We start from the raw sequence: 26,593 nt of genomic DNA, 5'->3' as shown, positions 1-26,593 counted from the left end.
GATCCCGGCGAAATCCATAGAAACCCCGATGGGCAGGGAAGTTTCGCAAATCTACTCTTTGGCCATCAAGCCGCCTTTCCCGCGCGCTGCGGCCAAGGAGGCGAGGGGCTGTTTCGAGGCAGGAAAGGACAAACTGATGGCTGTTTCGCGCGACAAGAGACTTGGCCTAATGGCCGTGCCGATAGCGGTGCTGGCCGTACTGCCGGCATCGCCCGGCGCGGCGCAGCAAGCTGGTGCCGCGACCACGGCCGACAGTGCCTCGCTGATCGACCCGGCCGCGATGGCGGCGATGGACAAGATGAGCGCCGCGCTCCAGACCCTGCCTTCCTTCCAGGTCCAGTCGGACGTGACCAGCGAAGTGGTGCTGGTGACCGGGCAGAAGATCCAGTTCGGCGGCACCGTCGACGTCGCGGTACACCGGCCGGATGCCTTCAAGGTGGTGTCCCGCGCCGACACCCAGACCCGCGAGATGTACTACAACGGCAAGACCTTCACGATCTACGCCCCGAAGCTGGGCTATTACGCCAGCTTCGATGCGCCTTCGACGATCGGCCTGACGCTCGACAAGGCGCGGACCGAGCACAACATCGAAGTGCCGCTGGCCGACCTGTTCACCTGGGGGACCGACCAGACGGTCCGCTCGCGCGTGAAGGAGGCCATCGTCGTGCGACCGGAGCGGATCGGCGACCGCCAGTGCATGCACTACGCCTTCCGGCAGGAAAAGGTCGACTGGCAGGTCTGGATCGACCAGGGCGCGCAGCCCTTGCCCTGCAAGCTGGTGATCACCAGCCGCACCGATGAGGCCATGCCGCAGTACACGGCGGTGCTCAACTGGACGCTCAATTCCGTGCCTGAAGCGGCGTCGCTGGCGTTCCAGCCGCCCGCCGACGCCAAGCGGATCACGATGGCCAGCGCGGCGACGCTCGCCAAGGCAGAGGGAGAACAGTAATGGGCATGATCTTTCTCCAGGGCGCGGCGGCGCTGCTGGCCTCTGCCGCGGTGACGCTGACCGGCGCGCCTTCGGCGGGTGATCCCTTCGCCGTCGCAACCGCAGCGGACGGCGGGACCCTGGCCATGGGCAAGCCGCCTCGTGGCGGCGGCGGCGCGCACCGACCGGCGGGCGGCGGCCACCGGCCTGCGGGCGGCGGGCATAACGTCAACCGTCCCAGCGGCGGCAATCATGGCGGTGGCGGTCACCGGCCGCCCTCGCGCGGTGGTTCGACGGTCAACATCAATCACAATGACGTCAACATCAACCGCAACGTCCACGTCGACAACCACCACGGCGGTCACCACAACGACCACTGGAACGACTGGGACGATCACTGGCATCCGCTGGAAACCGCAGCGACGGTGGCGGTGACGGCAGCGGTGGTGGGCAGCATCGTGCGCACGATCCCGCCCAGCTGCTCGACCATGGTGGTCAACGGGATCAGCTACTCGCAATGCGGAAGCACCTGGTACCAGCCGCAATACGTCGGGTCTTCGGTCCAGTACGTCGTCGTCAATCCGCCACGATAGGCAAGGCGGGTTCATGCAACCGAACTAAACGCAACAGGCCGGCGCGGGGAATCCCGGCGCCGGCCGACTGTCATTCGTGGAGCTGCCTTCATGACGCTCGTCGCGATCTTGAAGCTCGGGATGGTCCTGAGCATCGTCGTGTCCCTGTTCGCCCTCGCCCTCAGGGCGAAGATCGGTGATCTCGCCTATCTTGGAACCCATTGGCGGCGCGGCATCGGCGCGTTTGTCGCCATGTTCGTGATCGTTCCGGTGGCGGCCATCCTGATGGTGCGCCTGTTCGAGATGAACCGTGCGGTGGAGATCGCGCTCATCGCGATCGCCTTCTCGCCCCTGCCGCCGATCCTGCCCGGCAAGCAGCTCAAGGCCGGCGGCAATGCCTGCTACGTGACCGGCCTGCTGTTCGGCGCGACGCTTGCCTCGATCGTGGTGGCGCCGCTCGGCGTGGCGCTGGTGGCGCGGATCTTCGGCATCGATGCGGCGATCACCGCCAAGGACGTGGCAATGCCGCTGGCGATCACCGTGCTGCTGCCGATCGTGCTGGGCCTCGTGCTGGCACCGGTGCTGGGCGGCGCGGTCGACAAGGTCAGCGACGTGGCCCGAAAGCTGGGGGCGGCGGTGCTGCTGGTATCGGTTCTCGGGCTGCTCATCATCGTCGCGCCGGCAATGTGGGGTCTGGTGGGCGACGGTACCTTGCTGGCCTTTGCCGTCATCGCGGCCATCGGTTTCGGGGCGGGTTACCTGCTGGGTGGTCCCAACCCGGGAGACCGCGCCGCGCTGGCGCTGGCGGCTTCGAGCCGCCATCCGGGTGCGGCCATCGCTATTGCCAGCCATGCCTTGACCGATTCCACTCTGGTTCCGGCAGCGGTCCTGCTGTCGATGGTGGTCTCGACGATCGTCGGCATTCCGCTGATGCGCATGCTGGACCGGGCCGAGCCGTCCGCCTGAACATCGCAAGACTGGCAAAAGGAAAGGCCTCCCTCCCCGGCGATCTGCCGGGGAGGGAGGCCTTCGCGTTTCTCAGAACGAGGCTTGCAGCACTACCGCCGGTCCGTTCAGCTTGTAGCGGACGCGGCCGCTCCATGCGTCCTTGTCGATGCCCACTCGGTAGTCGACATAACGATAGGCGACGCCGAGCGAGAGATTCTTGAGGATGCTGTAGTTCACGCCCGCCTGGGCATTGATCAGCCGGCCGTCGTACTGGTCGATCTTCAGCGAGAGGTAATCGATGCGTGCGCTCGCCTCGAGGCGGGGCGCGATGCGATAGGTGCCGAAGAGACCCACGGTCGGGATCGGGGCGAGGAAGTCCTTGCGGCGCTGTTCGGCCTGGACGGACCCTTCACCGACGTTGACCTCGCCGGACAGGGCCAGGTTGAAGCGGGTGGCGTGCAGACCGATGGCCGCGCCGAGTTCGAGGTTGTCCTGCTGGACAAAGGCATATCCCACCGTCAGCCGATAGATGTCGCTGTCGAAGCTGCTGTCGAGCTGGGCCGAGGCGGGATAGACGGTGTCGTCGAAAGTGATGTCGCGCTGCAGGGCGATCGAACCGCTGCGCTTCAGTTTGAAGAAATCGAAACCGACAAGTACGTGGCCGAAGCGCGCGCCCGCGCTGACGGCGGGCAGGACGTCCCGCTTGTCGAGGTCCAGGTCCTTCTCGAAGTCGATATCGGTGCCGATCGTCTCGGCCGTCTTGGAGGAAACCCGGACATTCGTGTCCACGCTTGGGTAATAACCCTGTGCGGAAATCCAGTAGTCGTTGTCCAGCGTTTGCGCCTCGCAGAGGGCGGGTGCCCAGGTGAGGGCGACGAGCACGGTCGCCGCCGCCAGTCCTCCATGAGCGATTGGATGAGCCGTACGTTCCTGCCTTCTCGGCGCAGCTATGTTCATGAAAGGCTCCCTGTTTTCCGACCTTGCGGATAATCGCGCGACACAGGACCGCCCCGTCTGCCGGTAATGGGAAAACACCATGGTGGTCGTCCTTCGCACGTTGGTCGACCGGTGAATTGTACAGCCGCGGCGGGCGGGAATTTATCAGGGTTTTCCCGGATTTGGGTTCGGGGGAAATCCGGGAAAACCCGATGCGGTGCGGGCACTGTCCGGCTCCATGGTCAGGCGGCGGCCGGGAACGGCGATTTCCAGCCCTTCGCGCTCGAATGCGCGCAGTACCGCCAGCATCAGGGCCTCCTGGCGCAGGAAGCCTTCCGAATGGTTGGGGCAGCGCAAGTGAGCGTGAATTTCGAGCTCGAAACAGCCGTCAATGAAGCCCAGCAGCCTGATGGGGCAGATGCTGGGAATATAATGCGGATCTTCGGTCAGGGTGCTGCGCAGCACTTCAAGCGCGCGGGCGAGGCCCTCCGCTCCGGCGGAATAGGATACGCCGACTTTCTGGCTGACGAAAAAGCGGTCGCGTTTTTCCAGGTTCTCGATCTTGCTGTCGGAAAGCTGGCTGTTGGGGATCGTCAGGATTGTGCGGTCGCGGGTGCGGATGCGGGTGGAGCGCAGGCCGATTTCGTCCACCCGGCCGACCTCACCGTCGATGCGGCAAAGGTCGCCGACCTCGACCGGCCGGTCCAGCAGCAAGGCGATGCCGCCGATGAGATCCTCCACCGCCTGCCGGGCGCCCAGGGCGAAGGCAAGGCCGCCGATCCCGAGCGCGGCGAGGCCTGCGGTGACGTCGATACCGAAAGTCGCCAGGAAAGCGGCGATGGCGATGGCCAGAATGAGCAGGCGAATCGATCTAATGATGAAGCCGGTCATGCCGATGCGCCGCGCATGGCCGGTGGTCCGGAAGCGGTCTGAAATGAAATCGCCCGCGACGGCGACCAGCCGCCAGGCCAGCCATGTCGCACCGATCCAGACGATGATACCGGACAGCCGGGCAATGCCTGCGCGTTCGGCAAGGCCCATGCCCAGCGGTTCGGCATTGATGGAGATCGTCCGGAAGATCGCCATCAGCGTGGCTGGCGGGACCATGGCATAGATGATCGCGGCGACCGGGTGCGGCTTGCCGTCCTCCGACTGCTGCGCAAGGCGGTGGTAGAGGATCCTGAACAGCAGGACCACGGCTGTAAAGATCGTCAGCCCCACGCCCAGCAGCAGTACCCAGCTGGACAGCGGCGCGCCCAGCACGATCGGCTTGCGCTGGCCTTCGTCGACCGGGCTTTTTTCGGCTTTGGGCGGTGGTGGAGGCTCGGCGGCGAGTGCCTGTGTCAGCGTTTGCGCCGATACACGCCAGATCTTGCGGCCTTCCTCGTCCTCGGTGCGTCTGGCAATGATCGGGATCTCTTTACCGCCCGCTGTCAGGTTGCCGATCTTTTCCTCGTCGGGAGGCAAGCCGTCGTCGAGCGCACCTTCCGGGACGAGTGGGAGCGCCAGCCGCTGGGCGATGGATCCGGTCTTGTCCAGCAGCAGGCGGAATTGCCGCGCTTGCTCGGCGGCCTGATCGGGCGGGGCCTTGCCGGTCTCGATGTAGCGGGCGAGCAGGGCATCGTCCTGCGCGCCGATCGCGGCCATCATGCCGATCTGCATGTTGCGCGGATTTTCGCGCTCCAGCGGATCGGGCGGGGGCGTCGTGGTTTCGGTGGGATCGTCTTTCGGCTTGTCTTCGGCCAGGGCCTGGGCGCCGGACAGACCCAGCAGTCCCGCAGCAAGGGCGAGCCGGATCGCCTTGCCCCAGGTTGTCTTTCGATTGTCGGTCCCAAATCCCATGCCTGATGACTCGCGAAATCGTCAGGGTCGCTCCGCCCATCGCCCATTCGATGCCTGCCATGCGGCAGTTGGCGGCACGCCTGCTCCAAGGCCTGCGCGGGGGGCGGGCGGCTTCGGCTGCGAACCCGTTTTCCGCGCGAGGAGGCGAAAACTATCCGCCTGAAAGCCATCGGTATATTGCGGATTTACCCGCGCGCGGGATGTGGTTGGGCGAGGGAGCGAGTGGGGGGAGAATCCCTCTTCCATCGGGGTAAATGCCGATACCGGCCTTGGCGATGAAGTCCCAGTTTCCTCCAACCCATTCCACGGAGGTAGCAATGCCGGCGAAGAGACCCAATATCCTCGTAATCTGGGGTGACGACATCGGTTGGCAGAACATCAGTGCCTATGGCCTCGGCACGATGGGTTACACCACGCCCAACATCGACAGCATCGGCTATGCCGGCATCCGGTTCACCGACCATTACGCCCAGCCCTCGTGCACTGCAGGGCGCGCCTCGTTCATCACCGGCCAGTACCCGATCCGCTCGGGTATGGTGACGGTTGGTCAGCCGGGCGAGCCGCTGGGTCTTCAGCCTGCCTCGCCCTGCCTTGCGGAAGTGATGAAGGCTGCGGGCTACCGCACCGGACACTTCGGCAAGAGCCACCTTGGCGATCGCAACGAGCATTTGCCGACCAACCACGGCTTCGACGAGTTCTTCGGCAACCTCTACCACCTCAACGTGTCGGAAGAGGACCAGCAGCGCGACTACCAGAACTTCGCCAAGGCCTATTCCGGCAGCCTGGAAGAGTACGAGAAGAAGTTCGGCGCCCGCGGCGTGATCCATTCCTGGGCCACCGATGTCGACGATCCCACCGAGGATCCGCGTTTCGGCAAGGTGGGCAAGCAGAAGATCATCGACACCGGCCCGCTCCACCAGGAACGTATGGAAGAGATCGACGAGAAGGAATTCATTCCGCCCGCGCTCGAGTTCATGAAGAACGCCAAGGATGCCGACGAGCCCTTCTTCGTCTGGCTCAACACCAGCCGCATGCACCTCTACACCCGCCTTAACGACAAGTGGCGTTACGCGGCCGAGCAGTACACCTCGGAGAGCGATCTGCATGGCTCGGGCATGATGCAGCACGACCATGACATCGGCATCGTGCTGGACTTCCTCAAGGAAAACGGTCTCGAGGAAGACACCATCGTCTGGTACTCGACGGACAACGGCCCAGAGCATTCGTCCTGGCCGCATGGCGCTACCACCCCGTGGCGCGGCGAGAAGATGACCACCTACGAAGGCGGTGTTCGGGTGATCTCGATGCTCAAGTGGCCGGGCGTGATCGAGCCGCTGCAGCTCAAGAACGGCATCCAGTGCCACCAGGACATGTTCACCACGCTCGCGGTGGCTGCCGGTGTCGAGGACGTCAACGAGAAGGTGCTGGCGGAAAAGCAGCAGTACATCGACGGCGTCAACAACCTTCCCTACTGGAAGGGCGATGCCGAGGACTCGGCACGCAACCACGTGTTCCACTACAATGAATCCAAGCTCACCGCGATGCGCATGGGTCCATGGAAGTGGCACTTCTCGACCGCCGAGGACTACTACGGCACGATCACCGGCCGCTCCAAGCCGCTGGTCTTCAACATCCGCATGGATCCCTTCGAAAGCTACGATAGCTCGGATTCCTACGGTCACCTGATCCAGAAGGTGTCGTGGCAGACCGGGCCGATGGGCGAGATGATGAAGGAGCATCTCATGACGCTCGCCAAGTACCCGCCGGTGCAGGGCGGCAAGAGCTTCGACATGTCGAACGTGGTCGAACAGTTCATGAGCAAGGGCCACGATTGACGGCGTGACCTGATGACGTTGCCGGGGGCCGGGCACCATGATCGGTGCACGGCCCCCGAACGTATTGGCCTAGCCAAGCCGCGCGAACGTCGCGGCGCCGCCGAGGTTCGCGGGCTGCCAAGCGCCGGGCCGGGGCTCCGTTCGGGCCGTTTGCCCCTCGGGCATCAGCAGGAACTTGAGGCTGGTGCAGAGCGCATCGAGCGCGGCGGGGTCGACCGAGTAGAACACCAGCCGTGCTTCGCGCCGGGTGGCGACAAGGCCTGCCTGTCGCAGCACGGACAGTTGCTGCGACAGGGCTGGCTGGCCGATGCCGGTCTTTGTCTCGATTTCACCGACATTGCATTCGCCCTGTCCGAGGCAGCCGAGGATCGCATAGCGCAGCGGATGGGCGATGGCCTTGAGCAGCTCGATCGTGGCGGGATCCGGTCCGGTCACGGTCATCCTCGCGTCTCTTCGAGGAACCAGCGGGTGGGTTCCTCTGCCGCGAACACGCTGTCGAGCGTCGGGTCAGGCCGGGCCAGCAGGGCTCCGCCGGGTTGCCAGCCTTCGGGCGGGAACCCGCTGCCGGCGTCCGCGGCTTGCAGGGCGGCCACCACCCGCAGGATCTCCGCCACCGAACGCCCGATCTCGACGGGGTACGTGACGATCGCGCGGACCACCTGCCGGGGGTCGATCACGAAGACGCTGCGAACGGCCCCGGCATCATGGGCATCGCGCGCCACCATGCCGTAAGCCTGGCCGACCACCAGTGTCGGATCCTCGACGATCGGAAAGCGGACTTCGATGCCGAAGCGGTCGCGGATGGCGCGCACCCATGCAAAGTGCGAATATAAACTGTCGACCGAAAGCGCGAGCAGGTCGCAGCCCAACTCCGCGAAATGGCCTGCCGTCTTGGCGAAGGCGATGAATTCCGAGGTACAGACCGGCGTGAAGTCCGCCGGATGGGAGAAGAACACCAGCCAGCGGCCCGCATAGCCCGCCATCTCGACCGGGCCGGCAGTGGAGCGGGCGTGGAAGTTGGGCGCCCGGTCGCCGATGCGAAGGGCGGTCGCGGCGGTCGGCGTTGGCGGCGCGAGAGCGGTATCGAGGTCGTCCATGCAGCGAGCCTATCCGGACCTGGGTGTTGACGCAAGAAACATTCATAATTACATAAAGTGGAAACTAAGGAGATGAGGCGTGATCGAGTCCGTTCCTGCTGATCCCGCGCTGACGGAAGGCGGTGCGCTTGTCGAGGCATCCCGATGCGGCGATGCTCCGCGCCCGGAAATCGCTGCATTCTTTGACGAATCCACCTATACGGTGACCTACGTGGTGCATGATGCCGCCACGCGAGAGGCGGCCGTGATCGATTCCGTGCTGGATTTCGATGCGGCTTCAGGGCGCACGCGCCATGCCTCGGCGGACCGCGTGGTCGACTACGTCACTTTAAATAATTTGAAAGTATTGTGGCTGCTGGAAACGCATGCCCATGCCGATCATATCTCGGCCGCCCCTTATCTGCAGCAGCGGCTGGGCGGGCGGATCGCCATCGGGGCCGAGATCGTGGGCGTGCAGCAGGTTTTCGGAACCTTGTTCAACGCCGATGGCGACTTCGTGCGGGATGGTTCGCAGTTCGATCATCTCTTCACCGACGGCGAATCTTTCCGGATCGGCGGGCTGGAGGCCCTGGCGCTCCACGTGCCCGGCCACACGCCTGCGGACATGGCCTATGTGATCGGTGACGCCGTGTTTGTTGGCGATACCCTGTTCATGCCGGACTACGGCACCGCCCGTGCCGACTTTCCCGGTGGCGATGCCGGCCAGCTCTATCGTTCGATCCGGCGCCTGCTCTCGCTCCCCGCGGAGACGCGCCTGTTCCTGTGTCATGACTATAAGGCGCCGGGGCGGGATGCCTACGCCTGGGAAACCACGGTCGCGGCGCAGCGCAAGGGTAACGTCCATGTCCATGACGGGGTCTCGCAGGAGGCCTTTGTCGCCATGCGCACGGCGCGCGATGCCGGGTTGTCGATGCCGGCGCTGATCCTTCCCGCCGTGCAGGTGAACATGCGCGCGGGGCATTTTCCGGCCCCGGAGGCCAATGGGGTCACGTATCTCAAGCTGCCGGTCAATGCGGTCTGATCACCCGGCATGCTGACGGGAGACTTGCGATGATCCCTGTGTTTTCCGAAATATTTCCCCATGCGGCGCCGCTGCGCGGGCTTGTCGGCGGCGGTCTTATCGGACTGGCGGCCGCGATTATGCTGCTTGGCAACGGGCGCATCGCCGGTGTCAGTGGGCTGCTCGGTCGCACGTTGGCGCTGGGGGGCGGCACACCCTGGTCGATCGCGGCATCGTTCATTGCGGGCTTGCCTTTGGGCGCCTTGCTGCTGTCCGTGCTCTTGGGGCCGGTTCCGGCGCATTTCCCGCCATCGCTGGCATTGCTCGGCGTGGCTGGCCTCATCACCGGGATCGGGACAAGGCTGGGAAGCGGCTGTACCAGTGGCCATGGTGTCTGCGGCATGTCGCGACTTTCGCCGCGGTCGCTGCTCGCCACCGCGACATTCATGGCCAGCGGCATGGCCACGGTCGCGCTGGTCAATCTTGCGGGAGCAGGCTGGTGAGCGCGCGACCGCTCCTTGCCCTGCTGTCGGGCACGCTGTTCGGTGCCGGCCTTGCGCTTTCGGGCATGATGGACCCTTCGCGGGTACGCGAGTTCCTTGATGTTGGCGGGGCCTGGGATCCGACGTTGGCGTTTGTCATGGGCGGGGCGCTCATCGTGATGGCGCTGGCCTGGGGGTTGCAGCGGCGCATGCTCAAGCCAGTGGCGGCCGAGCGCTTCGAGCTGCCCGGAACACGCCTCATCGATGCCCGCCTCATCGGCGGCAGCGCACTGTTCGGGATCGGCTGGGGGCTGGGCGGGCTGTGTCCGGGACCGGCTCTCGCCTCGCTGGCGCTGAACCCGCTGCCCGCAGCTGTCTTCGTTGCCGGCATGGTGCTCGGCATGATCGTCCTGCGCCTGTTCGATCGGGCCTGACGCGCTCCGCTACCTCAAGGAACAAGCCACCCATGCAGATCCGCACACTGTCTCCCGACCTTTCCATCTGCGACCAGCCCCGGCCCGAGGATATGGCACGCATCGCCTCGCTGGGGTTACGGCATCACCGTGTGGTGGTTGTCGGCGGCGGATCGGCGGGAATCGCCACCACCGCCTCGCTGCTCAAGCGCCGCAAGGGTCTGGATATCGCCGTCGTCGAACCGCGCGAGGAGCACTATTACCAGCCGGGCTGGACGATGGTCGGTGGCGGCGTGTTCAAGCCGCGCGACACCGTGCGGCCGACCGGCAAGATCATGCCGAAGGGCGCGCAGTGGATCCATGCGGGTTGCATCGGCTTTGACCCTGATCGCAAGGCGATCCTGCTCGATGACGGCACCAGGCTGACCTACGAAGTGCTCATCGTTGCCATGGGCAATCGCCTGGCATGGGAAGCCGTCGACGGCCTGGAAGCCGCGCTCGGCCAGTTCGGGGTGACGTCGAACTATCGCTACGATCTGGCGCCCTATACCTGGGAACTGGTGCGGGCGACGCGTGGGGGAAGGGCGCTGTTCACGCAGCCGCCCATGCCGATCAAATGCGCGGGTGCGCCGCAGAAGGCCATGTACCTCTCGTGCAGCGAGTGGCGCCGCAGCGGCGCGCTGGGCGGCATCGAGGTGGAATTCCACAATGCCGGGACGGCGCTGTTCGGTGTGGCCGACTATGTGCCGGCGCTGATGGAGGCGGTGCAAGGTTACGGCATCGACCTGAGATTCGGCTCCAACCTCGTTGCGGTCGATGGCCCGGCGCGGGAGGCGACGTTCCGCACCGCCGAGGGCGAGGTCACCCGCCGCTTCGACATGCTGCACGCGGTTCCCCCGCAAGCGGCCAATGCGATTGTTGCCGCCAGTCCGCTCGCAGATGCCAGCGGGTATGCGCAAGTTGATTCCGCGACACTGCGCCACGCGCGCTATCCGGAGATCTTTGCATTGGGCGATGGTTGCAACACCGCCAATGCGAAGACTGCCGCAGCCGCGCGCAAGCAGGCCCCCGTCGTGGCGGTCAACGCACTGGCGGTTCTCGACGGCGAGGCGCCGCTTGCCGGCTACGACGGTTATGGCTCGTGCCCGCTGACGGTAGACCGCGGCCATATCGTCCTTGCCGAATTCACTTACGGCGGCAAGCTGGCGCCATCGTTGCCGACCTGGCTGATCGAGGGCAAGCGGCCTTCGCGCCTGGCCTGGCATCTCAAGGCGGACGCACTTCCGGCGATCTACTGGTGGCATGCTCAAGGGCCGCGAATGGCTCGTGCAGCCGGTGCCGCTGCAGTAGTTCGGGGAGCCTGCCATGCTGGACATGCTTCATCTCGCGCTCGGCATGGTGTCGGGCGCGCTGGTCGGGTTTACCCTGGGCCTCGTTGGCGGCGGCGGTTCGATCCTTGCGGTACCGCTAATGGTCTACCTCGTCGGTGTGCCCAGTCCGCACGTTGCCATCGGCACCAGTGCGCTGGCCGTCGCCGCCAATGCTGCCAGCGGATTGCTTCAACATGCCCGGGCAGGCACGGTGAAATGGCGCTGCGGCGGGCTATACGCGGTGGCGGGCGTGCTCGGTGCCTTTGCCGGATCGACGCTGGGCAAGGCGATCGACGGGCAGAAGCTGCTTTTCGCCTTTGCCCTGCTGATGGTCGTCGTCGGCGTGCTGATACTGCGGGGGCGGGGCAATCCCGGTGTTCCCGGCGCTCAGTGCAACCGCGAAAATGCGCCCAAGGTCCTTGCATTCGGCCTTGGAACCGGAGCCTTTTCGGGCTTCTTCGGGATCGGTGGAGGCTTCCTTATCGTGCCGGGGCTGGTTGCCTCTACCCGCATGCCGATGATCAACGCGGTCGGCACCAGTCTTGTCGCAGTGACAGCGTTCGGGCTGACGACCGCGTTTAACTATGCGCTGTCCGGCCTCGTTGACTGGACGCTGGCAGCGGTGTTCATTGCCGGAGGTGTGCTGGGCGGTCTTGGCGGCACCGTGCTCGCCCGGCGCCTGTCGGGCAGCGGTGCGCTTACCGTGGTGTTTGCCGCGCTGATCTTTGTCGTGGCGGCCTACACGCTCTATCGCAGCGGTGGCTGGGCAGGGTGACGGTGTCGTTTATGAATTTACGGCCCAGGCCCGAACGGCAGACACCGGATTTCCCGTCAGGCGATTTTCCGGCTTCGCGCCCTTACCATGGCGGCCCGCCTGGTGGTGACGGCCATGCGTCCGAACATCAACAGGACCATCGCGGTGCCGGTGATGAGAGCTTCGAGCGTCAGCAGATCTGCTTGCATGGCGTGCCCCTCGGTCAGATCAGAAGCGGTGAGCTCCCGATTCCCTGAAAATGCTATCATCGCGTGACGCCGTTTCACAGGTAATTTGTTCAGTGGCAGGACCGGCGCCCGTGTCATTTCCGGACATGTCGCCGCGGCGCGCCAGTGCGTCGACGAGGACATCGCCCAGTGACCGGTAGAATCCGCATAGCGCCTTGATGGTCTTTTCATCGAGCTGGCAGGGGGCATTGCCGCCCCGTGTTTCCGGCAGGTCAGCCGCACGGCGTAGATCCTCGCGGAGGCGCTCCTTGCAGAACGTCCCGGACGGGCGCCGCAGCGCTGCGGCGGCCCGCTGCGCGGCGATCAGCCGCGGCTGGGCGCCGAGGTCCAGTCCGAACAGCCGCTCGGCCTTGCGCAGCCGGCGCAAGGTGCTCGTCTCGCGCAGGGCCTTGGGGGCTTCGGGCTGCGGAACCCCGGCAGCGGAGAGAATGTCGGCCAGCAGATGGCTCAGGAAGCCATCCAGTTCGCGCAGGCGATTGCTGTTCAGGCGCGCCAGTACCGCAGAGCCCTGCCGGGAGATCGGGTCGGGCAGGGCTGCATGCGCGGTCCAGAAAGCGCAGCCGGTCGACAGGGTTCGATGCGATGTGGAAATCGCGGCAGAAGGCGCGGCGGCCACGGCCTGGCGGGATGGCGGAGAGGGTCGCAATCGCTCGATGTCGGTGACGCCTTGTGAATTCGCCAAAGTCTGTGGGACACGAAAAGCATCCTGCTTGCTTGGGCGCCTAACACAGCATTATCCGGGGAGCTAGGCGGCCGGGACAAGTTCCGCGCTGCAGGGGCGGGCGTTGTATCGCTGCGGCGCGGCGTCCATAGAGGCGGGATGAACGATCCGGCGGAAAGCAGCGCAACGATTTGTGGTCTCGAGATCAGGCGGGCCGATCTTGCAGAGCCTGCCAGCGGGCGGGTGCTGGTGGATTGCACGCTGGATGACGGCGATTTCCATGATCTCGACTTGAGCGAGGTGGTGTTCAAGCGCTGCTCGCTGCGCCGTGCCCGCTTCGACGGGGCGCGGCTTGGAGGGGCGCAGTTCCTCCAGTGCCGCGGCGGGGAAGGCTCGTTTGTCGGGGCCGACCTCGACGAAGCCGTCGTGACGGGCGGCGATTTCAACAATGCCTCGTTCCGGCGTGCGAAGCTCACTTCGGCGCGTTTGCAGCGCTGCAAGCTGACGGGCGCGGATTTCACCGATGCCGGCATGCTGGGCGTCGTGCTGGAGGAAGTGCTGCTCGCTTATGCCCGTCTGCCCGGCATGGCGTTCCGCAAAAGCACGTTCCGGCAGGTCGATTTTTCCGAGGCCGATCTGCGCAAGTGCGATTTCCGGTTGGCGGTGTTCGAGGATTCCTCGCTGCGCAATGCCTCGCTCGACGGCTGCCGCTTCGAGCAGGCCGACTTGCGCGGCGCGGACCTTGGCGGCGTGGAATTGATGGACGCGCGGTTGTTTCGCGGTGCGGTCATTTCGCGTGTGCAGGCCGCCGAGTTACTGTCGCAGCTGGGACTTCGGGTTCTTTGAACACGCGGCCCGCCGATGCCGCGTGGGCTTTCAGGTCACCGACCACTGGCGCAGCAGATTGTGGTAGATCTGTGTCAGCGTATCGATGGAGTCATGTTCGGGATGGTCGGTCGCCACAGACTGGATGGCGCCGTCGAGTTCGAGCAGCAGCCGCCGCCGTTCGGGGGAGGCGACAAAGCTCTGGGTCCAGAAGAACGAGACGAAGCGCACGCCGCGCGTAACCGGGGCAACGCGGTGCAGGCTGCTGCCGGGGTAGACGATCATGTGCCCGGCCGGCAACTTGACCGTGTGGGTGCCGAACATGTCTTCGATCACCAGTTCGCCGCCGTCGTATTCGTCGGGATCGCTGAGGAAGAGAGTGCTGGAGACATCGCTGCGCAGATGCTCGCCGGTGCCGGGGATCGGGAAGATCGCGTTGTCGACGTGATTGCCGTAGTGGCCGCGTCCGTCATAGCGCGAGAAGCGCGGTTGCAGCACACGCTGGGGCAGGGCGGCGGCGATGAACAGCGGGGTCTGGTACAGACGCGTCTGCACGCGCTCGGCCAGTTCCCTGGCCAGCGGATGGTCCAGCGGGAGCTGTTCGTTGTCCTTGACGCGCGCGGCGCGGTGTCCGGCCGTTGCGCGCCCGTCCGCCCAGTCCGCCGTTTCGAGGGCGGCGCGCAGCTCGCGCACTTCTTCAGGGCGGAACAGTTCCGGAATTTCGATGACCATGCAGCGTCTCTTGCCCAATAATCGGGGCCTGACAATGATCGCGGTCAAGAATTGCCGCGAAAGAAACCCGGCGGACGCACTGGAGAGGGCATCCGCCGGGCCGTTGGGAGAAAGTTACATCTTCGCGGTCAGGGTCAGCACCGCCGAACGCGCATCGCCCGGGGTCGCCCAGCCGTTGTTGCGGACGCGCTGGAAGTAGAGCTTGTCGCCGATGTTCTTGACGTTGAGCTGGGCCGAGAGGTTCGGCGTGAACTCGTACGAGAGATAGGCGTTGTGGATCAGGTAGTCGTCCGAGCGATAGACGACCGCCGAGGTCGCCGTGGGGGTATTGAGCGCGAACGAGCCCTGGTAGGTGGCGCTGTAGCCGATCGTCAGGCCGAATGGCAGGCGATAGGTGGTGAACAGGCTGGCCGAATTCTTCGGCGTCTGCGTCAGGTCCGAACCGCCGCCGGGGTTGGGAACGGCCACCGTGTTGGTGCAGGTGCCCTGGCCGGGATTGGCAAGGCAGAAGTCCGACACCGACTGCACGAGCTTGCTCTTGAGGTGGGTGTAGTTCGCCGTGATCGACCAGTTCGGCGTGATCTTGCCGGTTGCCCCGAGGGCAATGCCGTCGACGCGCGAGTGTCCGTCAAGCTGCTGGTCGACCACCGTCGGGTCGTTCGAGGCGACGGCGTACTTGTCGCGCTCGTTGCGGAAGGCCGAGGCGGTGAGCAGCAGTCCGCCTTCGAACAGTTCGGCCTTGGCGCCGATCTCGTAGTTGGTCGCGGTTTCCGGGGAAATGTTGCAGGTCGCCGCCGTGCACGAGCCGTTGACCGAGGCCTTCGACGGGGTGCGCGAGTTGCCGTAGGCGGCATAAAGGCTGACGGTCTCAACCGGCTTGTAGACAAGGCCTACGCGGTAGGAGAACAGCGTGTCGGCGTTCTTGAACTGCGTGCCCGGGGTCACGTCTCCCAGCGTTGCCGGCACGGCCGAGATCGTGTCGCTGCGATAGGTGCCGCTGTTGCGCTCGATGCGGGCGCCGGCGTTCAGTTCGAACTTGCCCAGCTTCATCGTGTCGAACAGGTAGGCGGCGACATTGGTCTGCTCGCCCATCTGATGAGCCGTGCGGATGAAGTTCAGCGCGCCGGTGTAGACGTTGCTGCCATAAGTGAAGCCCGCAGGGCCGGTGATGACGGCATTCGGGTTGTCGATGTTCATCAGCGGGTAGGCCGTGTAATAGGCGGTGCCGTCCGCATTGCGCAGCGAACTGCCCGAGAACAGGTCATATTTCTCCCAGGTAGCAGCAGCGCCGACGTCGACGGTGTGCTCGATCGCGCCGGTGTTGAACTTTGCTGTCAGGTCGACCTGATCGAACAGCAGCTGGTTGCCGCTGTCACGCGTGTTGCCGCGCGGACCGGAGGGCAGGTAGTAGCCGGCCGGAACCGTGGCGGGGCAGGCGGCACCTGCGGGCGTGACGCCGCTCGACAGGCAATAGGTGCCCTGGGGCGGATCGACGCGCGAGAACTGCGTCACCTCCTGCCACCGAGCAAGGTTGCGGATCGACACCGTGTCGCTGAAATCATGCTCGAAGGTCGCGGTCATCTGGTCGACGTTGATCTTCTGCTTGTCGACGTTGCGATAGCCGAAGTAGTCGCTGCGATGCACGCCCGGTACCATGCCGGAGTTCGTGGCGGTCTGGTAATAGGGCAGGCCGTACTGCGGAATATTGGTGTCCTCCTGGTGGAGGTACTGGAGCGTCAGGCGGGTCGGGCCGTCGATGCCGATGGTGACCGAGGGGGCGAGGCCCCAGCGCTTGTAGTCCTCGACATCGCGGCCGGGCACGTCGTTGCGGTGCCACATCGCATTGAGGCGGACGGCGACTTGGTCGTTGACGCGCTTGTTGAGGTCGGCGGTGGCGCGATAATAATTGTCGGTGCCAACCCCGCCGGTGACAATCGTCTCGTCATCCGCCTTGGGGCGCTTGGTGACGAGATTGATGTTGCCGCCAACCGAGCCGGCGCCGGACATTACCGAGTTCGCGCCGTTGGTCACTTCGATCTGTTCGAGGTTGAACGGGTCGGAACGGGTGTACTGGGCGCTGTCGCGCACGCCGTCGACGGTGATGTCGTTGTTGGCGCTGTAGCCGCGGAAATTGATGCTGTCGCCATAACCGCCGCCGCCTTCGCCGGCACCGAAGGTGATGCCCGGAACGGTCGAGAGGACATCGCGCAGGGTCAGCAGGTTCTGCTGTTCGATCACTTCATTGCCAAGAACGGTGATCGTCTGCGGCGTATCTCGGACCGGGCGCGTGCGCTTGGGGGACTCCAGCGTGCGGCCGGGCTGCGTGTCGATCGCGGTGTCGCTGACGGTCACGCCGCCGAGCACCTGTCCGTTATCGGATGGCGCCGTATCGGCGTGGGCCAGCGCGGGCACCAATGCGGGCGCAAGGCAGGTGAGCGCCAGAAATGAGCGGCGAGCAGCCGCCGGCGAAGGCTTCTTGGACATGATTCCCCTCGTGGTGTTCGAAGTTCCCTGAGGGCGCTTTGTTAATGATAGGCATTCGCATTAGCAAGGCGCTGTTGCAGGGAAGATGCTGAAATATTTCACGACGGGACGGCGGCCATGCGGGGTGGACCAATTCTGCCCCGGCTGCGACGCTTCCGGCACCCGCGATCCAGAAGACCAGGATGCGGCGGCGGCGGGTGTCGATGATTGCCCGCTACAGCGGCGGTTCTCCGTGCAGGACAGAGAGACGGCTGCGGCAGGTTTGTTCCAAGCTGTCCAGCATTTCATGTGTTGATCGGCACGAGAGGACGCTGCGGATCGTTGGTCCTCTCGTGCCTTATCGTGCCGTCTCAGTACTTGACGCCGAGCGTCACGCCGTAAGTGGCGGGCGCTGCCCAGACGCTGCCGATGCCGAGCGAAGTGTAGTTGACCGCCGAACGGTAGCGATGGTCGGTCACGTTCTCGCCGAACACGGCTACCGAGTATTTCTCGCTGGCGTCGGTCCATTCGGCGCGCAGGCCCAGCAGGGCATAGCCCTTCTGCCTGAACTGTTCGGCGATGCCGAAATAGAACGAGGACGTGTAGTAGAGATTGCTCGACAGGTTGAGCCGGCCTTCCGCCAGGTCGATGCCGTAGGAGGCGGCGATGTTGCCGGTGAATTCCGGCGTGCGCTGCATCCTGAAGCCGCTGGCGTTTGTGGTCGTCTCCACCAGAGCACCTGGCCCGAGGCCGCCGAGGCTGGTCGGTACGCAGGCGGTCGGCGTCGTGCCGTAAGCGGCGGTCGGATCGCAGAACTGGTAGTAGGGCGCGTTGGGGAACTTCTTGTAGCGCGCATGGGTCCAGGCCGCGCCCGCCGAAACCGTGAAGTCCGAAGTCACCCGCGCACTGACCTGGCCTTCGATGCCGTAGATCTCGGAGCTGGCGGCATTGGTGATCCGTGCAGTGCCAGCCTGGAAGCTGGAGACCTGCAGGTTCTTGTAGTCGTAGTAGAAGCCCGAGAGTTCGGCGGTGATGCCGTTCCGGGCATACTTGTAGCCCACTTCGTAGGCATTGATCGTCTCGGGCTTTACCTGCCGGTAGGAGTAGCCGCCGACATTGAGCAGGCCTGCCTTGTAGCCCTGCGTGAACGAGGCATAGAGGCTCGAGGCGTCGCTGGGCTTGAAGCGGATCACGAAGCGCGGGGTGACGCGGTCGTTGGTGAGCTTGGGGACGTAGAACCTGGTGTAGAGCGGCACATCGGCGGGGAAGGGCACGGCATTGCCGTTCGCATCCTCGTAGACCGAGGCGGTCAGGGCGCGTTCGAAGAAGGCCTGATCGACCCAGTCGTGGCTATAGCGCGCACCGGCGGTGACGAAGAGCTGCGGGGTGATCTCGTAGGTCGCGTCGCCGAACACGGCGATGGCCTGCGAGAGCGTGCCGGATTCGCCGTTCTTGACGAAGGGAGCGGTGCCCAGCTTCGCCTCGGTCGGCCAGGAATCACGGTTGCGGAAGTAGTAGACGCCGGTGGTCCATTGCAGGCGCGAGCCGGCCTTGGAGTTGAGCAGCAGTTCCTGGGTGAAGGTCTTGCTGTTGGAACCGATGCCGATGGTAAAGATCGGCAGCGCGGTAGCGTCGAGATCCTGCACGCTCTTCACCCGTTCGTCGCGCAGCTGGGTGTAGGACGTGAGGTTGGCGAAGCCGAGATCGGCCTTGATCGTGCCCTGCAGAACATCGGTGTTGGTCCGCGCGCCGATACCGTCGCCGGGCTGGAGCGCCACTTCGTTTGGCTTGGTCGCATAGTAGCCGGTCGGCGTGTACTGGTAGATCCAGCGGGTGCCGTCGCCATCGACGAAGGCATTGTGCATCACTGCGGAGGGATCGTCGCTCTGCGAATGGGTATAGCGCAGCACCGCACTGACGTCGGGGGAGACTTCCACTTTCAGGCCGGTGCGGACCGACCAGCGGTTATACTTACCGATCTGGTCGTTGCCGTCGATGATGTTGGTCTGGAAGCCGTCGCCGCGCCGGTAGAGGCCCTCGACATCGAGCGCGACACCGTTCGCCAGGCCGCCGGTGGCGTAGGCCTGCACTTCTGCCGTGTCGAAGCGGCCATAGGAGACGCGCATCTCGCCGCCGGGCGTTTCACTGGGATCGGCCGTGGTGACGAGGATCGCGCCGCCGGTGGTGTTGCGGCCGAACAGCGTGCCTTGCGGACCCTTCAGCACCTGTATCGATTGCACCTTGAGCAGCTGGAAGTCGGTGGCGGCAGCGCTCGGCAGGAAGAAGCCGTCGACATAAGTGGCGACGTTGGGGCCGCCGCCGGAAGTGGCGATGGCGGTGCCGACGCCGCGAATGGTCGGCTGGGTGTAGACGCCGGACTTGTCGAAGCGCAGCGCGGGCACGACTTTTGCCATGTCGGAAAGCTGGCGTACGCCGGCATCGTCGAGCGTCTTGTCACTCAGCGTGGTGATGGCGATCGGCACGTCGAGCGAGCGTTCGGAACGGCGCTGCGCGGTGACGACGATCTCGCCGAACGGTGATTGTTCGGCGGCTGCCGGCGCCTTCGCCGTATCCTGCGCCAGAGCCGGGTTGGTCAGCAGCGTGCTGGCAAGCACGCCCATTGATGCTGCGCAGCGCAGCATGACAGTCGACATGTAGTCCTCCCTCGATCGTCCTGACCGGCCTTCTCGGTTCGGGCCGGACCGCGACAATCGCACCCAAATGCCTGAGAACGAAGTTCCCTTGCCGCCATATCGTCATGGCGGTGTTGGACGGAGGAGTGTGGGGAGTGCGGCGGGAAGGGCGGGGTTAACGAAGGCCCTTCAGCCAATCGTCGATCATCGCGCGACCGGCAGCGACGGCAACGGGACCGTGTTCGGCATGGGCGGCGCGCAGCGCGGCTTCGCTACCGCCTGCCTCGACGACAGCTTCGGGCCATTGCTCCATCCAGGCGTCGAAGCGCGGGTCCATGCCCATTTCGGCATGGAACTGGAGTGCGAGGATATTGCTGCCTCGCCGGAAGGCCTGATGGTCGTAGACATGGCTGGACGCCAACAACTCGACATTGGCTGGCAGGGTGAAGGTATCGCCGTGCCAGTGCAGCACCGGGACCCCGGCAATATGGCGTAGCGGGCTGTCCACGATATGGTCATGCACGCGGACGGGGTGGAAGCCCACTTCCTTGGAAGGGCCCGGATAGACGTCCGCTCCCATGGCCGCGGCGATCATCTGCGCGCCGAAGCAGACGCCGAGCGTTGGCCGGTCCGCTTCGAGGCGGCGGGCAAGGCGGCGCATCTGGCAGGCAATCCAGGGATGCGCCTCCTGCTCGTAGACCCCCATGGGGCCGCCCATCATGATCAGCAGATCGGGCTCGGCCAGATCGAGCGAGGCAAAGGCCGGGTCGGTCACATCGATGCGATCGACCAGGTAGCCGTGATCCTCGATCGGCTGGCGGAACCCGGCCACGCCTTCGTGCGGCACATGGCGGATGATCAGGGCGTTCTTTTGCGGCATGGGGGAAAGGGTTGGGGCCTACTGGAAGCGCTTCTTCTCGGTGACGTCGATCTGCACCACGCGGCCGTCGTGCACGGTCAGCGCGATATTGCCGTAACGCAGGTTCTCGAGCGCGTCACGCACGGTAGCGATGTTTTCCTCCAACTGGCGCTGGGCGGCGGAGGTCGGTTCGGGGGCGGGACTGCTGGTCATCGGAAAGCTCCTCAGCTTGCGAAAGTGAGCGAACGGCGAGCGGCGATGAATACCGTTTCGCCGATGGCGGGAGGCTGGCGATCGCTCGAAAGGTCGAGTTCGACGATCGTGTCATTGCCGGCGAGGCGCCCTTCCACGCGCCACACCGCGCCCTTGCGGAACACGTTGTCGACCGCGATCGCCTCTCCCCCTTCGGAGACGATGTCGAGGTCGTGCGGGCGGACATGACGGCCGTCGGGAAAGCGGTTGGTTTCGCCCACGAAATGCGAGACGAAAGCGGTCGCCGGCTTCATGTAGACTTCCTCGGGCGTGCCGATCTGGTCGATGCGGCCGTGGTCCATCACCACCACCCGGTCGGCGAGTTCGAGCGCCTCTTCCTGGTCGTGGGTGACGAAGATCGAGGTCAGCCCCATCTGCTTGTGGAGATCGCGAAGCCAGCGGCGCAGATCCTTGCGGACCTTGGCGTCGAGCGCACCGAACGGTTCATCGAGCAGTAGCAGGCTCGGTTCGATGGCGAGCGCGCGGGCCAGTGCCACACGCTGTCGCTGGCCGCCCGAAAGCTGGCCGGGATAGCGTGCCCCGAGCCCTTCGAGCTGGACGATGCGCAGCAGGTCCTCGGCGCGGGCCTTGATCTCGGCTTTCGACGGGCGGTGCCTGGCCTTGCGCACATTGAGGCCGAAGGCGACGTTGTCGGCCACGGTCATGTGTTTGAAGAGCGCATATTGCTGGAACACGAAGCCGACGTTGCGCTTGCCGACCGGGATGTCGGAGACGTCCTCGCCGTCGAAGTAGACGTGACCTTCGTCCTGAAACTCGAGCCCGGCAATGATGCGCAGCAAGGTGGTCTTGCCCGAGCCCGAGGGGCCGAGCAGGGCGATGAACTCGCCGGGCTGGATCTCGAGGTCGATGCCGTGGAGCGCGGCGTAGTCGCCAAAGCGCTTGGTGATGTTTTCAACGCGGATCAATGTCTTGCTCCCGAGTGGAGATCGAAGCGCCATTCCAGCACGGTCTTGAGGACCAGCGTGACGAGGGCGAGCGCGGCCAAGAGCGAGGCGACCGCAAAGGCTCCGACAAAATCGTATTCGTTGTAGAGAATCTCGACATGGAGCGGCATCGTGTTGGTCTCGCCCCGGATATGCCCGGAGACGACCGAGACCGCGCCGAATTCGCCCATGGCGCGCGCGTTGCACAAGAGCACGCCGTAGAGCAGGCCCCAGCGGATGTTGGGCAGGGTGACATGCCAGAAGGTCTGCCAGCCGTTGGCGCCGAGCGAGACGGCGGCCTCCTCGTCATCCTTGCCCTGTTCCATCATCAGCGGGATCAGTTCGCGGGCGACAAAGGGGAAAGTGATGAACACGGTTGCCAGCACGATGCCGGGCACCGCGAAGATGATCTTGAGGCCGTGTGCCGCCAGCCATGGCCCCAGCAGGCCCTGCGCGCCGAACAGCAGAACGAAGATCAGGCCCGAGACCACCGGCGAGACCGAAAGCGGCAGATCGATCAGCGTCAGCAGCAGGTTCTTGCCGGGGAAGCTGAACTTGGTGATCGCCCAGCTTGCGGTGATGCCGAAGACCAGGTTGAGCGGCACGCTGATGGCGGCGATGAACAGGGTCAGCCGGATCGCGGCCAGTGCGTCGGGGTTGGAGACGGCGTCCAGGAAGGGCGCGATGCCCTGCTTCAGCGCCTCGCTGAACACTGCGATGAGCGGCAGCAGCAGGAAGAAGGCAAGGAATGCCAGTGCCAGCAGGATCAGCACGATCTGCGTGGCGCGGCTTTCGGTTCCGACGGAGCGCTGTGTCATGCGCCGAGCCTCCTGCGCCGGGCCGACTGCAAGGCATTGAGCGCGAACAGTACGGCAAAGGAAATCAGCATCATCACCATGGCGATCGCGGTGGCGCCGTCGTAGGCGTACTGTTCAAGCTGGGTGACGATCAGCAGCGGGGCGATCTCGGTCTTGCCGGGCATGTTGCCCGAGATGAAGATGACCGAGCCATATTCACCCACGCCGCGGGCAAAGGCCATCGCGGCGCCGGTGAACAGGGCAGGCAAGATCGCCGGGAAGATGACCCGGAAGAAGGTCTGGAAGCGGTTGGCGCCCAGCGTTGCCGAGGCTTCCTCGACGTCCTTGCCGAGGTCCGCCAGCACCGGTTCGACCGAACGGACCACGAAGGGCAGGCCTATGAAGACCAGCGCCACGGTGATGCCGGTGGCGGTGAAGGCGACCTTGATACCCAGCGGATCGAGATATTGCCCGACCCACCCGCTCGGTGCGTAAAGCGCGGTGAGCGCGATGCCGGCAACCGCGGTGGGCAGTGCGAAGGGCAGGTCCACCAGTGCTCCGACCACGCCCTTGCCGGGAAACCGGTAACGGACCAGCACCCAGGCGACGAGCAGGCCGAACACCGCATTGACCAGCGCGGCGGCGGCGGCGGTGCCGAAGCTCAGCCGGTAGGCGGCCAGCGCGCGGGGGGAGAAGCCGACTTCGAGGAAGGCGTGCCAGCCCATGCCCGCCGATTTCAGGAACAGCGTCGAAAGCGGAATCAGCACGATCAGCGAGAGCCAGGCGAGGCTGAACCCGAAAGTCAGCCCGAAGCCGGGCAGTACCGATGGCGTGCGCCATCGGTACTTGCGCGAAGCAATTGAAGTCATCTGCAGTGGCCTGCTCGATTGGGGGCGCGCCGGTGCGGGAGCCCGGCGCCGCCGGTTTACTTCTTGGTGTAGATCCGGTCGAAGGCGCCCCCGTCGTCGAAGTACGCTTTCTGGGCCTTGGTCCATCCGCCGAAGTCCTTGTCGATGGTCACCAGGTCGATCTTGGGGAATTGGCTGGCGAATTGTGCGGCGATTTTGGGATCGCTCGGCCGGTAGAAGTTGCGGGCGATGGCGACCTGCGCCTCGGGCGAGTAGAGATATTCAAGGTAAGCCTTTGAAACTTCTTCAGTTCCGTGGCGCTTGGCATTGGCGGCCACCACCGCGACCGGCGGCTCGGCGAGGATCGAGATCGACGGATTGACGATTTCGAACTTGCCTGCACCCAGCTTCTTCTCGGCCAGCAGCGCCTCGTTTTCCCAGGCCAGCAGCACGTCGCCGATACCGCGTTCGACGAAGGTCGTCGTCGCGCCGCGGGCGCCGCTGTCGAGCACCGGGACATGGGTGAAGAGCTGCTTCACGTAAGCCTCGCCGGCCGCTTCCGAACCGCCGCCCGCCTTGCGGCCGTAGGCCCAGGCGGCGAGGAAGTTCCAGCGCGCGCCGCCGCTGGTCTTGGGGTTGGGAGTGATGACTTCGACGCCCGGCTTCACCAGATCGCCCCAGTCATGAATGCCCTTGGGGTTGCCCTTGCGCACGAGGAACACGATCGTCGACGTGTAGGGCGAGCTGTTGTCGGGCAGCGCCTTCTGCCAGTCTGCCGGGAGCAGCTTGGCCTTGCTCGAAATCACGTCGATGTCATAGGCGAGCGCCAGCGTGGCGACGTCGGCCTCAAGCCCATCGATGATCGCGCGGCTCTGCTTGCCAGAGCCGCCGTGGCTCATGCGGAAGGTGACGTCCTGCCCAGTCTTCTTTTTCCAGTACGTGGCGAAGGCAGGATTGATCGCCTGATAGAGCTCGCGCGTGGGATCGTAGGAGACATTGGTGATCTCGACGCTGTTGCCGGACTTGCCGGCGCCCGAACAGCCCGCCAGTGAGGCGGTCAGCGCCGCCCCTGCAACCGCTGCAAGGAACAGGCGGCGGGCATAGTGGGGGCGATAGTTCCCGTCATTCATCTTCGAGTCTCCCGTGGATGACGCCGACCTAAACTCAAGTCATTTAGTTGACATTAGAGTTCTTGTTGCAGCCTGACAAGCTGGGCTTTGTGCAGGGGCAATTCGCTGTCCGGTGCAGGAGTTCCTCGAGGGCGTCAGAGGCGCCATGACGACGCGCCGATATGGGCGCGGCGTGCGATGAGACGGTTAGAGATGGAAGCCATTCCGGTGCCTCGCAGGCGGAATGTGTCCCCGCCGCCTAGTGGTTCGATTCTGACATTTGTAAACCCATCCCGTCCGCCAGGGGATGCAAATGTCAAAATCAATCCACTAGTCTGCGAGCATGGCGTGAAGCGCAGGGGACAGCGTTTCGGTCTGCGCCGTCACGAAACGGGCGGCCAGTCCGCGCTCGGCGGCAAGGTGCGGTCCAGCGATCGGGCCTAGCACGGTCAGCGCCGAGGCCCAGGCGTCGGCCAGCATGGCGCTGGCGGCCACGACGCTGACCGACACGAGGCCGTTTTCGGTCGGCCTGCCGCTGCGCGGATCGATCGTGTGTTCGCCGCGGCGATAGGTGCCCGAGGTGGCGACGGCGATGCCGTGGAGTGCGAGGCGCAGCGGCCGGGCGCTGGCGTTGCCGGGCGGCGTTTCGAGGTCGACCCACCAGGGTTCGCCGTCAGGGCGCACGCCGCGGCCGGCCAGTTCACCGCCGATCTCGACAAGGACGTGACGCAGGCCCATTTCGCCCAGCAGGTCGGCCACGGCGTCGACCGCATAGCCCTTGGCAATGCCCGAGAAGTCGAGCGCAACGCCGCCCGGCTGGCGCAAGCGGCGGTTCGCCGCGTCCCAGGCGAGGCGCGACCAGCCGGATACCGCGCGGGCTGCGGCGAGCCTATTGGCATCGGGTGCGGGGCAGGGGCCGGGTGGTCCATAGCCCCAGAGGTCGACCAGATGGCCGATGGCGGGGTCAAAAGCACCGCCACTGGCCTCGGCCACGGCGAGAGCGGTCTCGATCACCGCTGCAAAATCGGGGGGCAGCAGGGTCCAGCTTGCCGCCTCCGCGCGGTTGAATCGACAGAGCAGGGAGTCCGCTTTCCAGTGGCTCATCTCGGCGAGGATGCGCTCAAGGCGCCGCTCGACTGCTGCGCGGATCGCCGCATCATCGGTGCCGTGCGGAGAGGTGAAGCGCAGGCTCCACGTGGTGCCCATGGTGCGGCCGTCGAGCCGGCCTACCGGAATCGCGGGGTCGCATTCGGCAAAGGCATGGGCATCGATATGCGCAGGCAGTGCGATCCGCATCAGTGGACAAAGATCATCGCGAGCACGACCGGCAGCGCGATGCCGGCGATGACGATCGGCCATGTCGAGCGGCGGTGGCGGGCATGGACCTGCAGCAGGAACAGGCCGGTGATCGTGAACAGCAGGCAGGCGACGGCGAACAGGTCGATGAACCAGAACCATGCCGAACCCGAATTGCGCCCCTTATGCAGGTCGTTGAGGTAGGAGATCCAGCCTCGGTCGGTCACTTCGGCGCTCACTTTGCCGGTCGCGCGGTCGATGCTGACCCAGGCGTCGCCGCCGGGGCGGGGCAGGGCGACGTAGACTTCCGCATCGGACCATTCGCCGGGCTTTCCGGCGGCATCGAGGCCGACTGCATTGCGCACCGCTTCGGCGACTGGGGCGGGGAGCGGCGCGTCGTCCGACTTTGCGGTCAGGGTGCGCAGCACGGAGGGTTCAAGCCGGGCACTGCGCTCGGTGACGACGGGCTCAGCGGGAATCGAGGCTGCGTGGTTGAGGGTGATGCCGGTGACGGCAAAGAACAGCATCACTGCCAGCGAGATCGCCGCGCTGATCCAGTGCCAGGAGTGCAACTGCTTGACCCACCAGTTGCGCCACTTGCGCGATTTCTTGCGGGGCAGGGTCTTGGTCTCGGAAGGGGTCACGAAAGAGTCCGGCAGGAGAGTGGAAGTGCAAGCTGTTGCGAGGCATTAGCAGAATCGCCCTTAACACAAGCCGGCGATTGCACCAGAGCATTAATGCGTTTGGCG

At 65.1% G+C, this 26,593-nt stretch carries 26 protein-coding genes and 1 pseudogene; 10 read left to right on the top strand and 17 right to left on the bottom strand.

All coding sequences use genetic code 11. The features are described from left to right. Nucleotides 1-136: 136 nt before the first annotated feature. The 3 genes from OKA11_RS04300 to OKA11_RS04290 all read left to right on the top strand — a co-directional run bounded on the left by OKA11_RS04300 (nucleotide 137) and on the right by OKA11_RS04290 (nucleotide 2,466). Entirely contained in the window at nucleotides 137-949 is an 813-nt protein-coding gene (locus OKA11_RS04300; protein ID WP_267218977.1) for a DUF2092 domain-containing protein, read from the top strand. Then, nucleotides 949-1,521 (top strand): hypothetical protein, encoded by a 573-nt coding sequence (locus OKA11_RS04295; protein WP_267218975.1) that lies wholly within the window; start codon nucleotides 949-951, stop codon nucleotides 1,519-1,521. The genes OKA11_RS04300 and OKA11_RS04295 overlap by 1 nt, the downstream gene beginning before the upstream one ends. A 90-nt stretch (nucleotides 1,522-1,611) precedes the next feature. Next, the gene (locus tag OKA11_RS04290) at nucleotides 1,612-2,466 is read left to right on the top strand and encodes a bile acid:sodium symporter (protein WP_267218974.1); all 855 of its coding nucleotides are present in this window, start codon (nucleotides 1,612-1,614) and stop codon (nucleotides 2,464-2,466) included. A 72-nt stretch (nucleotides 2,467-2,538) separates the two neighbouring features. On the opposite strand, the gene OKA11_RS04285 is transcribed toward OKA11_RS04290, so the two are convergent. After that, nucleotides 2,539-3,405 (bottom strand): hypothetical protein, encoded by an 867-nt coding sequence (locus OKA11_RS04285; RefSeq protein WP_267218973.1) that lies wholly within the window; start codon nucleotides 3,403-3,405, stop codon nucleotides 2,539-2,541. A 144-nt stretch (nucleotides 3,406-3,549) separates the two neighbouring features. Next, nucleotides 3,550-5,226, bottom strand: coding sequence for a mechanosensitive ion channel family protein (locus OKA11_RS04280; protein ID WP_267218972.1), 1,677 nt, complete (start codon nucleotides 5,224-5,226; stop codon nucleotides 3,550-3,552). Between the two features lie 317 nt (nucleotides 5,227-5,543). On the opposite strand from OKA11_RS04280, the gene OKA11_RS04275 reads away from it, so the two are divergent. After that, nucleotides 5,544-7,061: an arylsulfatase gene (locus tag OKA11_RS04275; protein WP_267218971.1), complete on the top strand. Its 1,518-nt coding sequence runs from the start codon at nucleotides 5,544-5,546 to the stop codon at nucleotides 7,059-7,061. A gap of 69 nt (nucleotides 7,062-7,130) precedes the next feature. On the opposite strand, the gene OKA11_RS04270 is transcribed toward OKA11_RS04275, so the two are convergent. Together OKA11_RS04270 and OKA11_RS04265 are read right to left on the bottom strand one after the other, a co-directional pair. Then, nucleotides 7,131-7,502: an ArsR/SmtB family transcription factor gene (locus OKA11_RS04270; RefSeq protein WP_267218970.1), complete on the bottom strand. Its 372-nt coding sequence runs from the start codon at nucleotides 7,500-7,502 to the stop codon at nucleotides 7,131-7,133. Continuing rightward, a complete protein-coding gene (locus OKA11_RS04265; protein WP_267218968.1) occupies nucleotides 7,499-8,158 on the bottom strand; it encodes a peroxiredoxin in 660 nt (219 codons plus the stop codon). Before OKA11_RS04265 ends, OKA11_RS04270 begins: the two co-directional genes overlap by 4 nt. A gap of 109 nt (nucleotides 8,159-8,267) precedes the next feature. Here OKA11_RS04265 and OKA11_RS04260 point away from each other — a divergent pair, with 109 nt between their 5' ends. From OKA11_RS04260 to OKA11_RS04240, 5 genes and pseudogenes are all read left to right on the top strand, one after another. Further along, the gene (locus OKA11_RS04260; protein ID WP_267219009.1) at nucleotides 8,268-9,179 is read left to right on the top strand and encodes an MBL fold metallo-hydrolase; all 912 of its coding nucleotides are present in this window, start codon (nucleotides 8,268-8,270) and stop codon (nucleotides 9,177-9,179) included. A 29-nt stretch (nucleotides 9,180-9,208) separates the two neighbouring features. Beyond that, on the top strand, nucleotides 9,209-9,661 hold the full coding sequence (locus tag OKA11_RS04255; protein WP_267218967.1) for a YeeE/YedE family protein: 453 nt from the start codon (nucleotides 9,209-9,211) through the stop codon (nucleotides 9,659-9,661). Next, entirely contained in the window at nucleotides 9,658-10,074 is a 417-nt protein-coding gene (locus OKA11_RS04250) for a DUF6691 family protein (RefSeq protein ID WP_267218966.1), read from the top strand. The genes OKA11_RS04255 and OKA11_RS04250 overlap by 4 nt, the downstream gene beginning before the upstream one ends. A 32-nt stretch (nucleotides 10,075-10,106) precedes the next feature. Further along, nucleotides 10,107-10,481 (top strand): annotated as a pseudogene (locus OKA11_RS24655) (FAD-dependent oxidoreductase); the annotation flags it as partial. A gap of 937 nt (nucleotides 10,482-11,418) precedes the next feature. After that, nucleotides 11,419-12,198 (top strand): sulfite exporter TauE/SafE family protein, encoded by a 780-nt coding sequence (locus OKA11_RS04240; protein WP_267218965.1) that lies wholly within the window; start codon nucleotides 11,419-11,421, stop codon nucleotides 12,196-12,198. 56 nt (nucleotides 12,199-12,254) lie between these two features. Here OKA11_RS04240 and OKA11_RS04235 read toward each other — a convergent pair whose 3' ends face one another. Further along, nucleotides 12,255-12,386, bottom strand: coding sequence for a hypothetical protein (locus OKA11_RS04235; protein ID WP_255535844.1), 132 nt, complete (start codon nucleotides 12,384-12,386; stop codon nucleotides 12,255-12,257). Nucleotides 12,387-12,405: 19 nt separating this feature from the next. Next, complete coding sequence (locus OKA11_RS04230; protein ID WP_267218964.1) at nucleotides 12,406-13,041, bottom strand: hypothetical protein; 636 nt, start codon at nucleotides 13,039-13,041, stop codon at nucleotides 12,406-12,408. A 204-nt stretch (nucleotides 13,042-13,245) separates the two neighbouring features. On the opposite strand from OKA11_RS04230, the gene OKA11_RS04225 reads away from it, so the two are divergent. Further along, a complete protein-coding gene (locus OKA11_RS04225; RefSeq protein ID WP_267218963.1) occupies nucleotides 13,246-13,932 on the top strand; it encodes a pentapeptide repeat-containing protein in 687 nt (228 codons plus the stop codon). 30 nt (nucleotides 13,933-13,962) lie between these two features. On the opposite strand, the gene OKA11_RS04220 is transcribed toward OKA11_RS04225, so the two are convergent. The 11 genes from OKA11_RS04220 to OKA11_RS04170 form a co-directional block, all read right to left on the bottom strand. Further along, nucleotides 13,963-14,643: a Fe2+-dependent dioxygenase gene (locus OKA11_RS04220; protein WP_267218962.1), complete on the bottom strand. Its 681-nt coding sequence runs from the start codon at nucleotides 14,641-14,643 to the stop codon at nucleotides 13,963-13,965. 114 nt (nucleotides 14,644-14,757) lie between these two features. Further along, nucleotides 14,758-17,127 (bottom strand): TonB-dependent receptor, encoded by a 2,370-nt coding sequence (locus OKA11_RS04215; protein WP_267218961.1) that lies wholly within the window; start codon nucleotides 17,125-17,127, stop codon nucleotides 14,758-14,760. Nucleotides 17,128-17,477: 350 nt separating this feature from the next. Next, nucleotides 17,478-19,760: a TonB-dependent receptor gene (locus OKA11_RS04210; RefSeq protein ID WP_267218960.1), complete on the bottom strand. Its 2,283-nt coding sequence runs from the start codon at nucleotides 19,758-19,760 to the stop codon at nucleotides 17,478-17,480. 154 nt (nucleotides 19,761-19,914) lie between these two features. Then, a complete protein-coding gene (locus tag OKA11_RS04205) occupies nucleotides 19,915-20,619 on the bottom strand; it encodes a glutamine amidotransferase (RefSeq protein WP_267218959.1) in 705 nt (234 codons plus the stop codon). Between the two features lie 18 nt (nucleotides 20,620-20,637). Next, a complete protein-coding gene (locus OKA11_RS04200) occupies nucleotides 20,638-20,811 on the bottom strand; it encodes a YezD family protein (protein ID WP_267218958.1) in 174 nt (57 codons plus the stop codon). Nucleotides 20,812-20,822: 11 nt separating this feature from the next. Continuing rightward, nucleotides 20,823-21,776, bottom strand: a complete 954-nt coding sequence (locus OKA11_RS04195) for a sulfate/molybdate ABC transporter ATP-binding protein (RefSeq protein WP_267218957.1) — start codon at nucleotides 21,774-21,776, stop codon at nucleotides 20,823-20,825. Beyond that, nucleotides 21,773-22,612: a sulfate ABC transporter permease subunit CysW gene (gene cysW, locus OKA11_RS04190; RefSeq protein WP_267218956.1), complete on the bottom strand. Its 840-nt coding sequence runs from the start codon at nucleotides 22,610-22,612 to the stop codon at nucleotides 21,773-21,775. Before cysW ends, OKA11_RS04195 begins: the two co-directional genes overlap by 4 nt. Then, nucleotides 22,609-23,460: a sulfate ABC transporter permease subunit CysT gene (gene cysT / locus OKA11_RS04185; protein WP_267218955.1), complete on the bottom strand. Its 852-nt coding sequence runs from the start codon at nucleotides 23,458-23,460 to the stop codon at nucleotides 22,609-22,611. Before cysT ends, cysW begins: the two co-directional genes overlap by 4 nt. A 56-nt stretch (nucleotides 23,461-23,516) precedes the next feature. Further along, the gene (locus OKA11_RS04180; protein WP_207078804.1) at nucleotides 23,517-24,569 is read right to left on the bottom strand and encodes a sulfate ABC transporter substrate-binding protein; all 1,053 of its coding nucleotides are present in this window, start codon (nucleotides 24,567-24,569) and stop codon (nucleotides 23,517-23,519) included. Between the two features lie 309 nt (nucleotides 24,570-24,878). Continuing rightward, a complete protein-coding gene (locus OKA11_RS04175; RefSeq protein WP_267218954.1) occupies nucleotides 24,879-25,844 on the bottom strand; it encodes an FAD:protein FMN transferase in 966 nt (321 codons plus the stop codon). After that, nucleotides 25,844-26,488: a PepSY-associated TM helix domain-containing protein gene (locus OKA11_RS04170; RefSeq protein WP_267218953.1), complete on the bottom strand. Its 645-nt coding sequence runs from the start codon at nucleotides 26,486-26,488 to the stop codon at nucleotides 25,844-25,846. Before OKA11_RS04170 ends, OKA11_RS04175 begins: the two co-directional genes overlap by 1 nt. Nucleotides 26,489-26,593: the final 105 nt, after the last annotated feature.

It is taken from the genome of Novosphingobium clariflavum (genome assembly GCF_026420865.1).
GTDB classification, from domain to species: domain Bacteria; phylum Pseudomonadota; class Alphaproteobacteria; order Sphingomonadales; family Sphingomonadaceae; genus Novosphingobium; species Novosphingobium clariflavum.
The sequence above is the reverse complement of the archived record's forward strand: the minus strand, read 5'-3'. Positions and strand labels throughout refer to the sequence as shown.

Excerpts from the sequence above, each read along its gene's own strand:
- OKA11_RS04300 (WP_267218977.1), top strand. The coding sequence starts at position 137 with ATGGCTGTTTCGCGCGACAAGAGACTTGGCCTAATGGCCGTGCCGATA.
- OKA11_RS04295 (WP_267218975.1), top strand. The coding sequence starts at position 949 with ATGGGCATGATCTTTCTCCAGGGCGCGGCGGCGCTGCTGGCCTCTGCC.
- OKA11_RS04290 (WP_267218974.1), top strand. The coding sequence starts at position 1,612 with ATGACGCTCGTCGCGATCTTGAAGCTCGGGATGGTCCTGAGCATCGTC.
- OKA11_RS04285 (WP_267218973.1), bottom strand. The coding sequence starts at position 3,405 with ATGAACATAGCTGCGCCGAGAAGGCAGGAACGTACGGCTCATCCAATC.
- OKA11_RS04280 (WP_267218972.1), bottom strand. The coding sequence starts at position 5,226 with ATGGGATTTGGGACCGACAATCGAAAGACAACCTGGGGCAAGGCGATC.
- OKA11_RS04275 (WP_267218971.1), top strand. The coding sequence starts at position 5,544 with ATGCCGGCGAAGAGACCCAATATCCTCGTAATCTGGGGTGACGACATC.
- OKA11_RS04270 (WP_267218970.1), bottom strand. The coding sequence starts at position 7,502 with ATGACCGTGACCGGACCGGATCCCGCCACGATCGAGCTGCTCAAGGCC.
- OKA11_RS04265 (WP_267218968.1), bottom strand. The coding sequence starts at position 8,158 with ATGGACGACCTCGATACCGCTCTCGCGCCGCCAACGCCGACCGCCGCG.
- OKA11_RS04255 (WP_267218967.1), top strand. The coding sequence starts at position 9,209 with ATGATCCCTGTGTTTTCCGAAATATTTCCCCATGCGGCGCCGCTGCGC.
- OKA11_RS04240 (WP_267218965.1), top strand. The coding sequence starts at position 11,419 with ATGCTGGACATGCTTCATCTCGCGCTCGGCATGGTGTCGGGCGCGCTG.
- OKA11_RS04235 (WP_255535844.1), bottom strand. The coding sequence starts at position 12,386 with ATGCAAGCAGATCTGCTGACGCTCGAAGCTCTCATCACCGGCACCGCG.
- OKA11_RS04225 (WP_267218963.1), top strand. The coding sequence starts at position 13,246 with ATGAACGATCCGGCGGAAAGCAGCGCAACGATTTGTGGTCTCGAGATC.
- OKA11_RS04220 (WP_267218962.1), bottom strand. The coding sequence starts at position 14,643 with ATGGTCATCGAAATTCCGGAACTGTTCCGCCCTGAAGAAGTGCGCGAG.
- OKA11_RS04215 (WP_267218961.1), bottom strand. The coding sequence starts at position 17,127 with ATGTCCAAGAAGCCTTCGCCGGCGGCTGCTCGCCGCTCATTTCTGGCG.
- OKA11_RS04210 (WP_267218960.1), bottom strand. The coding sequence starts at position 19,760 with ATGTCGACTGTCATGCTGCGCTGCGCAGCATCAATGGGCGTGCTTGCC.
- OKA11_RS04205 (WP_267218959.1), bottom strand. The coding sequence starts at position 20,619 with ATGCCGCAAAAGAACGCCCTGATCATCCGCCATGTGCCGCACGAAGGC.
- OKA11_RS04200 (WP_267218958.1), bottom strand. The coding sequence starts at position 20,811 with ATGACCAGCAGTCCCGCCCCCGAACCGACCTCCGCCGCCCAGCGCCAG.
- cysW (WP_267218956.1), bottom strand. The coding sequence starts at position 22,612 with ATGACACAGCGCTCCGTCGGAACCGAAAGCCGCGCCACGCAGATCGTG.
- cysT (WP_267218955.1), bottom strand. The coding sequence starts at position 23,460 with ATGACTTCAATTGCTTCGCGCAAGTACCGATGGCGCACGCCATCGGTA.
- OKA11_RS04180 (WP_207078804.1), bottom strand. The coding sequence starts at position 24,569 with ATGAATGACGGGAACTATCGCCCCCACTATGCCCGCCGCCTGTTCCTT.
- OKA11_RS04175 (WP_267218954.1), bottom strand. The coding sequence starts at position 25,844 with ATGCGGATCGCACTGCCTGCGCATATCGATGCCCATGCCTTTGCCGAA.